The sequence below is a fragment of the Photorhabdus heterorhabditis genome (assembly GCF_001280945.1).
In the GTDB taxonomy this organism is placed as follows: domain Bacteria; phylum Pseudomonadota; class Gammaproteobacteria; order Enterobacterales; family Enterobacteriaceae; genus Photorhabdus; species Photorhabdus heterorhabditis.
This window is the reverse complement of sequence record NZ_LJCS01000151.1, coordinates 1-1,874: the sequence shown is the minus strand read 5'-3', so window position 1 is coordinate 1,874 and position 1,874 is coordinate 1. Positions and strand designations below refer to the sequence as shown.

The 1,874-nt window shown below is 46.1% G+C and carries 2 protein-coding genes; both read right to left on the bottom strand.

Translation table 11 applies throughout. From position 1 onward, the window contains the following. Positions 1–292: 292 nt before the first annotated feature. Entirely contained in the window at positions 293–595 is a 303-nt protein-coding gene (locus AM629_RS20980) for a hypothetical protein (protein WP_054481730.1), read from the bottom strand. Next, positions 592–1,874: DUF637 domain-containing protein (locus AM629_RS24865; protein ID WP_235525574.1), on the bottom strand; the 1,283-nt coding region annotated here is incomplete at its 5' end. The genes AM629_RS24865 and AM629_RS20980, both read right to left, overlap by 4 nt.

The window sequence follows — 1,874 nt, the reverse complement described above, 5'->3', positions numbered from 1 at the left end:
TGATTAAACAGAATACCAGTATAAAAGACAGTCAGGCGGCTAAACGTCGAAGAGCCATTTGGTCAGGGGAATTCCGTAGTCAACTTATCTTTGATTAAATTAAATACAAAGTGGAATCCCGCCCTGCACCGGGAATAGCGGAAAAATAATCTAATGCGCTTTTGGCTTCTACAAAACCTTTAAAATTGAATGGCCTGAGTCCAGTACACAATACCGGCCCCAGGTCATACTAGCTATCGGATAAAACCATCCAGAAATTAGGGTGTAGTTTAAAAAGATCGGTATCTTTTAATCACAATCCTAACAGGCTATCCATTCCCTTAACTGAATCATTAATATAACTTTCATATTGACTTTGTGGTTCATTTCTATCTAAAGCTACAGCATAAACTTGCTCCAAACTCAGCCAATGCTCATAAAACTGCTCCTTCCACTCATTATTCACATCTTGTAAACAATCCAATAAATCTCTCAAGCGATCAATTAGTACATTTAAAGGAATTTTATTTTCAACATATGCTCCTAGAGTTTCTTTCATCAAATTAAGTTGTCTAAAGTCGTACTCAGTAAGAGTAATATTATTTAATTTATTCATTGTCTTATAATCCCGAAGTCTACTGTAACTACACGGCCAGATTTTTCATCAACGATTACTGTGAGATTATTCGTTTTATCGTGGTAAGCCATTGTTCCTGGAATTTTTCCTTTCACTGCATTTTCTGATTTGATCGCATTTTCTACTACGGTAGGAGTAATTCCTTGCCTTTGCATACGATCAAGTGAATGGCTGGAGTAGTCTCGATTTCCAATTGTGGTTGGTTTGTTGATTCCGTCTGGAACATTCAATGGATTACCTTTAGAACCTGTTGGGGTTCTCGCAGATATCTGTTGGCTTGCTTCTTGAATAAGCTTAGAAGCTTCCCCAATATCACCTTTCTGTAAGGCTTTCTCTACCGCCTTGATAGTTTTCCCGGCGGCATCACCCGCACCCGGGATAATCGCTACGGCGGCGGCCAGATAATCTAATGCGCTTTCGGCCTCGGCAAAACCTTTGATATCACCAATGATTGGCACGAAGTCAGTACCAAAACTGATGACTCCTCCAGCTTGTTGACACGCCGCCGGTGACTGCTGACAAAAGGCTTGTTTTTTCTCCTCGTAGGCTTTGATTGTGCCTGACTTTTCTTTTTCTGCGGCAGACAGAAGATGAGCCAGCGAATTGTAGACAATCACCATTTCACCGGCATTGGCACCACTGTTGGCACCTTCTGCGCTGTTGGTTGCAATGGCTCCCGCAGCGCCGCCAATGATTTTACCCCCGGCCTGAATTGCCATCGGATCGCTAAAGGTTTTATCCAAGGTGATGGCGGCCAATTCTGCGGCTAAGGCACCCACGGCAGCCCCTTTGGCATCCCCGCCACCAATTTCCGCCGCCAGCGCAGACACTGCGGCATGGCTAATCGCTTTACCCGGGATACCCAAAATCTCCCCGTTATCCCCAATCAGCTTGGCGCCTTCCGCATTAATCTGATTACCGATATTGCTCAACAACGCGGTTTGCAGGTTATCCGTAAAACTGCCGCCGTTAATCGCCGTCCCTATTGTTGAACTGACGACGGATTGCGCCGCCACACGCTGGGCCACCTGACTCCAATTCTGGTTACTCAATAAGGGAAGCTGCGCTTTTAGCGGATCGACAACCCCTTTTCCCGCCACTAATTTTCCCCAGCCCATCGTGTGGTCTAAGCCCCCTAATGCGCCACCCACGGCGATTTGGGTCACGAGGGATTTGACGGCTTCGCGCTTCGCTAAGGCCGCCAGTGTCTGGGTGAGATCCCCTTTATTTTCAACTAAGGCCACCGCCGCCTGCGAGG